Raw genomic sequence first — 5770 nt, forward strand, 5'->3', positions numbered from 1 at the left:
GGAAATCGTCAGGGAGGCTTTGGCGGAAACCGTGAGGGCGGAAATCGTCAGGGAGGCTTTGGTGGAAACCGCGCAGGACAGGGAAGCCGTCCGGGTCAGAGAGATTCTGCAAAGAGCAGCAGCGGATTTGATACGCTTCAGACCAAGCCGACGAGCAACCGTCAGGCTACGAAGAACAGCCACAAGAACGACCGTTACGACAAGAACCGCATGGTAGAGGACGGACCAAGAAACAAGAACGGCAAGGTATCGAAGCATCCGTTTATCATGCCGCAGAAGCCGGTTGAGGAGAAGGTTGAGGAGACGATCAAGGTTATCACGATTCCGGATGTTCTGACCATTAAGGAACTCGCAGATAAGATGAAACTTCAGCCGTCCGCTATCGTTAAGAAGCTCTTCTTACAGGGCGAGATCGTAACTCTGAACTCTGAGATCAGCTTTGAAAAGGCTGAGGAGATCGCAATGGAGTACGAGGTACTCTGCGAGAAGGAAGAGAAGATCGATGTGATTGCAGAGCTTCTGAAAGAGGACGAGGAGGATGAGAAGGATCTCGTTCCGAGACCGCCGGTAGTCTGCGTAATGGGTCACGTTGATCACGGTAAAACTTCCCTTCTGGATGCAATCCGTAAGACGAACGTAACCGCAAAAGAGGCAGGCGGAATCACCCAGCACATCGGTGCATACACCGTTGATGTTAAGGGTCAGCAGATTACCTTCCTTGATACCCCGGGACATGAAGCATTTACCGCAATGCGTATGAGAGGTGCACAGTCCACCGATATCGCAATCCTTGTAGTCGCAGCAGATGATGGCGTTATGCCACAGACTGTTGAGGCAATCAACCATGCAAAGGCAGCAGAGGTCGAGATCATTGTTGCAATCAACAAGATTGATAAGCCAAGCGCAAACATCGATCGCGTAAAGCAGGAGCTTGCTGAGTATGAGCTGATCCCGGAGGATTGGGGCGGAAGCACGATCTTCGTTCCGGTATCTGCACACACGAAGGAAGGTATCCCGGAGCTTCTTGAGATGATTCTTCTGGCATCTGAGGTGAAGGAGCTGAAGGCAAACCCGAACCGCCGTGCAAGAGGTCTCGTTATTGAGGCAGAGCTGGATAAGGGAAGAGGTCCGGTTGCAACGATCCTCGTACAGAAGGGTACTCTTCGTATCGGTGACAACGTAACCGCAGGTCCGTGCTACGGTAAAGTCCGTGCAATGATGGATGATAAGGGTCGTCGTGTCAAAGAGGCTGGTCCGTCCATGCCGGTTGAGATCCTCGGTCTGAATGACGTTCCGGGTGCAGGCGATGTGCTGATGGCAACCGAGAACGAGAAGGAAGCAAGAGGAATGGCAGAGACCTTCGTTGCAGAGAGCAAAAACAAACTGCTTGAGGAGACGAAGTCCAAGATGTCCCTTGATGATCTGTTCAGCCAGATCAAGGCAGGTAACGTCAAGGAACTGCCGATCATCGTTAAGGCAGATGTACAGGGTTCTGTTGAGGCAGTGAAGCAGAGTCTTGTGAAGCTGTCCAACGAGGAGGTTGTTGTAAAGGTAATCCACGGCGGTGTTGGTGCAATCAATGAGTCCGATGTCAACCTTGCAGCAGCTTCGAGCGCAATCATCATCGGCTTCAACGTTCGCCCGGATGCAACTGCAAAGTCCATCGCAGAGCGTGAGAAGGTTGATGTACGTCTCTACAAGGTTATCTATCAGGCAATCGAGGATGTAGAGGCAGCAATGAAGGGTATGCTTGATCCGGTATTCGAGGAGAAGGTAATCGGTCACGCAGTTGTCCGCCAGACCTTCAAGGCTTCCGGTGTCGGCACAATCGCCGGTTCCTACGTAACCGACGGAAAGTTCCAGAGAGGATGCTCCTGCCGTATTACGAGAGAGGGTGAACAGCTCTTCGACGGTGCATTGGCTTCTCTGAAGCGTTTCAAGGACGATGTGAAGGAAGTGGCAGCAGGCTACGAGTGTGGTCTTGTATTTGAGAAGTTTAACGATCTGAAGGAAGACGATCAGGTCGAGGCATATATTATGGTTGAGGTACCGCGCTAGGGCGGATCGGGAAAGAGTCGAAAAGACGCTTTCTGCAGCCAGTGAGTCAGAGCTTTCAGGGCTCTGGCTCACAACCTGAAAGGAAAGAAAAGCATGCGTAAAAACAGCATTAAAAACACAAGAATCAATGCAGAAGTTCAGAAGGAGCTCAGCGAGATCATCCGCTCTGAGATCAAAGATCCGCGTGTAAACGGAGCAATGACGAGCGTGGTTTCTGTTGAGGTAACTCCGGATCTGAAGTACTGCAAGGCATATATCAGTGTTCTTGCAGATGAGGAGCGCGCAAATGCAGTGCTTGCAGGTCTCAAGAGTGCAGAGGGATATATCCGCCGTGAGCTGGCTCGCAGAGTCAACCTGCGCAACACCCCGGAGATCACGTTCAAGCTGGATCAGTCCATCGAGTATGGTGTAAATATGTCCAGACTGATCGATGAGGTGACAAAGGATTTAAAAGAAGACTAAAAAACGGATGATTACAAAAATAAATATGATTAATTACGAAGACAAAGGGGGACCACAGATGAGCAGACTTATAGAAATGATTGAGACGGCTGAGACAATTGCAGTTCTGGGACATATCCATCCGGATGGTGATTGCGTTGGGTCCTGCCTTGCCGTTTGCAATTACATCAGGGAGCAGTATCCAGAGAAGGTTGTGCAGGTCTATCTGGAGAAGCCTCCTGTAAAGTTTAATTATCTGAAATATTTTGATGAGATCTGTCAGGATGCACATACCGGAAAGACGTATGATCTGTGCATCTGTCTCGACAGTGCGGCGCTTGATCGTCTGGGTGAGTTTGCGGCATATCTTGACAGTGCACAGGCGAGCATCTGTCTCGATCACCATGTGACGAATTCCGGATACGCGCAGGAGAACTTCGTGCTTGAGGCGAGCTCCGCGAGTGAGGTGGTCTATGGTTTCCTCGATCTGGATAAGATCAGCAAGGAGACCGCAGAGTGCATTTACACCGGTATTCTGCATGACACCAATGTATTCAAGAACAGCAACACAACAGAGCACACGATGGAGGTTGCCGGAAAGATGATGAGCAAGGGCATCAACTTTGCAAAGATCATCGACGAGAGCTTCTATCGCAAGACTTATGTGCAGAATCAGATTCTCGGAAGAGCACTTCTCGAGAGCGTGGTTTTCCTTCATGGAACCTGCATTTTCAGTGTCGTGCGCCGGAGAGATATGGAGTTCTACGGAGTGGAATCCACCGATCTCGATGGAATTGTTGATCAGATGCGAATCACCGAGGGCGTGGAGGTTGCGATTTTCCTCTATGAGATCGAGAATCATGTGTTCAAGGTGAGCATGCGCTCGAACAATTACGTCAATGTGAGCAAGGTTGCTGCCTACTTTGGTGGTGGCGGTCACATTCGTGCATCCGGATGCACAATGAACGGAAGCGTTCATGACGTGATCAACAACCTCTCCAGACAGATTGAAGCACAGATGAAGGAACACAAATCATGATGGATGGCATCATAAATGTATACAAAGAAAAGGGATATACCTCTCACGATGTGGTCGCAAAGCTGAGAGGTATTCTCCGAATGAAAAAAATCGGTCACACCGGGACGCTTGATCCGGATGCAGAGGGCGTACTTCCGGTATGTCTTGGAAAAGCGACAAAGCTGTGCGATCTTCTGATAGACAAGACGAAGACGTATCAGGCAGTTATGCTTCTCGGACAGGAGACCGATACGCAGGACACGACGGGGGAGGTTCTTGCACAGTATCCGGTTAATGCGATGGAAGAAGAGGTCAGAGAGGCAGTTGAGAGTTTTCTCGGACCTTATATGCAGGTCCCGCCGATGTACTCCGCACTCAAGGTCAACGGAAAAAAGCTCTATGAACTTGCGCGCGCGGGTAAAGAGGTTGAGCGGGAAGCTCGTCCGGTTGAGATTTTTGAGATTCATGTCGATTCGATCGAGCTTCCGCGTGTGACGATGACCGTGACCTGCTCAAAGGGAACCTACATTCGCACGCTCTGCTATGACATCGGACGAAAGCTCGGCTGTGGAGGCTGTATGGAACACCTTCTGCGCACTCGCGTGGATCGGTTTGAACTTGCGGACAGTCTGAAACTTTCACAGATCGAGGAACTTCGCGATCGCGGTGAAGTGGAGAACCATGTGATCGCAGTTGATGAGGTCTTTGCGGGGCTTCCGGCGTACACGGCAGTGCCGGGGGATGGGGACAAGCTCGTCCACAATGGAAATCCGTTTCCGATCGAGCTTGCGACTCGCTGTGAGGACGGAAAGTCAAGCTCTCAGGATCGGGGAGCTAAGCAGAGCGCAGAACATTCACATCGGTTGAGTTCGCGTATCGAAGAGGGAGAGTTGGGAAAAGCGTTGTTTGATCCGCAGAAGAATATCCGCGTTTATGACAGCGAAGGAAGATTCATCGGAGTTTACGGGTATGAGAAGAGCAAGAGGCGCTATAAGCCTCTGAAAGTATTTCTGGGAGGTTAAGCAAGATGCAGGTTATCACCGGAACGAGAGAGTTTCAGATCAGCGAACCGACGGTTGTGACAATCGGAAAATTTGACGGACGCCATAAAGGGCACCAGAAGCTTCTGCGAAAGATGCAGGAGCTCAAGGAAAGCATGGGGCTTCGTATCGCAGTGTTTACGTTTGATATGGCGCCGATGGGAGTTGTGACGGGCCATCCGGTGACGGTGATTACGACGAACGAGGAGCGTCGTCGGAAATTGGAGCGCATGGGTGTTGATTACCTTGTGGAATACCCGTTTGATCGGGAGATCGCCCATATGGACCCGGAGACTTTTGTGAAAAAGATTCTTGTTAGTCAGATGCATGCGAAGGCGATCACCGCGGGACCAGATTGCAGTTTCGGCTACATGGGTGCCGGAAATGTGGAATTGCTTCGGATTCTCTCAGACCAGTGCGGGTTTGAGGCAGTGATTATCGAGAAAGAGCAGGATGAGCACCGCGACATCAGCAGTACCTATGTGCGCGAGGAGCTTACGCTTGGCAACATCGAGAAGGCAAATGAGCTTCTCGGGGAGCCTTACACGATCGGCGGGACGGTTGTGCATGGCAATCATCTCGGCGGTCCGGTTCTCGGATTTCCGACCGTCAACCTGCTTCCACCGCCAGAGAAACATCTTCCTCCGTTTGGGGTCTATGTGACTCGCATTCTGATTGATGAGAAGGAGCAGACTGTGGGAAAGCAGACTGTGGGAAGTCATCAGAGAGTTTTCGGCGGAATCAGCAACATCGGCAGAAAACCGACGATCAGCGGGGACAATCCGGTGAGTGTGGAGACCTACATCATGGGATTTGACGGAGATTTGTACGGAAAACAGATCGAGGTTCAATTCCTGAATTTTGAGCGTCCGGAGATGAAGTTTGATTCGCTTGAGGCACTCAAGGAACGAATCGGAAAAGACCGGAATTACGGGGAAATGTATTTTCGGGAACATCCGGAATTTTTGCGGGAAATTTGAGTCTTGTACGCTTTGCGGGCATCGACTTGAATGAAATTTAGATTTAGAATTAGATTTTAGGATGGAGTTTGTTTTGCGTTTGGGTCAGTGTTGAGATGAATTTCAATAAAATGAGTTTCAATAAAAAACGGTAAATCAGGGAGGAGTTTGACGTGCGCAGAGCATGTCAGACTCCTTTTTGTGAGTGCGCCCGGCGGCGCACGTTTCTAACCGGTGCAAGTCCGGAATCCGCC

5 protein-coding genes are annotated in these 5770 nt (G+C 50.5%); all 5 read left to right on the top strand.

All coding sequences use genetic code 11. The annotated features are described in order from the left end of the window. A partial coding sequence (infB, locus tag AC4EVX_RS12630; protein ID WP_490160332.1) for a translation initiation factor IF-2 occupies positions 1 to 2058 on the top strand: 2058 nt, incomplete at its 5' end. 93 nt (positions 2059 to 2151) lie between these two features. Next, on the top strand, positions 2152 to 2520 hold the full coding sequence (gene rbfA / locus AC4EVX_RS12635) for a 30S ribosome-binding factor RbfA (protein WP_177976807.1): 369 nt from the start codon (positions 2152 to 2154) through the stop codon (positions 2518 to 2520). A 58-nt stretch (positions 2521 to 2578) separates the two neighbouring features. Further along, complete coding sequence (locus AC4EVX_RS12640) at positions 2579 to 3538, top strand: DHH family phosphoesterase (protein ID WP_177976808.1); 960 nt, start codon at positions 2579 to 2581, stop codon at positions 3536 to 3538. Beyond that, complete coding sequence (gene truB, locus AC4EVX_RS12645) at positions 3535 to 4539, top strand: tRNA pseudouridine(55) synthase TruB (RefSeq protein WP_490160333.1); 1005 nt, start codon at positions 3535 to 3537, stop codon at positions 4537 to 4539. The genes AC4EVX_RS12640 and truB overlap by 4 nt, the downstream gene beginning before the upstream one ends. 5 nt (positions 4540 to 4544) lie before the next feature. Next, positions 4545 to 5537, top strand: coding sequence for a riboflavin biosynthesis protein RibF (ribF, locus tag AC4EVX_RS12650; RefSeq protein WP_490160334.1), 993 nt, complete (start codon positions 4545 to 4547; stop codon positions 5535 to 5537). Positions 5538 to 5770: the final 233 nt, after the last annotated feature.

The sequence above is a fragment of the Brotaphodocola sp. genome (assembly GCF_983179755.1).

Excerpts from the sequence above, each read along its gene's own strand:
- truB (WP_490160333.1), top strand. The coding sequence starts at position 3,535 with ATGATGGATGGCATCATAAATGTATACAAAGAAAAGGGATATACCTCT.
- AC4EVX_RS12640 (WP_177976808.1), top strand. The coding sequence starts at position 2,579 with ATGAGCAGACTTATAGAAATGATTGAGACGGCTGAGACAATTGCAGTT.
- ribF (WP_490160334.1), top strand. The coding sequence starts at position 4,545 with ATGCAGGTTATCACCGGAACGAGAGAGTTTCAGATCAGCGAACCGACG.
- rbfA (WP_177976807.1), top strand. The coding sequence starts at position 2,152 with ATGCGTAAAAACAGCATTAAAAACACAAGAATCAATGCAGAAGTTCAG.